Below are 221 nucleotides of genomic sequence, written 5' to 3'. Positions count from 1 at the left end.
ATTAGGAATGACAAACAGTCAGATGAACAGTATGCTCCGAAGCGAAGGGATTTTCTTCACCGCGGGCAGTATCCTTGTTTCGCTCCTTGTCGGGATGCCGGCTGGTTATGCGCTCTTCTGCTACGGGAGGGATCACGGATACTTCGGGCTCGACGTTTACCATGTCCCGGTGGTGGAAATTATGGCAATGGTCGTTATTTTGGCGGCATTACAGATTTCAC

At 50.7% G+C, this 221-nt stretch carries 1 protein-coding gene; it reads left to right on the top strand.

Translation table 11 applies throughout. The features are described from left to right. Nucleotides 1-22: 22 nt before the first annotated feature. Nucleotides 23-221 (top strand): hypothetical protein (locus HJY11_RS14140; protein WP_368041628.1); only part of this gene is annotated, 199 nt, incomplete at its 3' end.

This window comes from Bittarella massiliensis (ex Durand et al. 2017), assembly GCF_017566145.1.
GTDB lineage: Bacteria > Bacillota > Clostridia > Oscillospirales > Ruminococcaceae > Bittarella > Bittarella massiliensis_A.
Note: the sequence above shows the minus strand (reverse complement) of the source record. Positions and strands in the feature narration are given on the sequence as shown.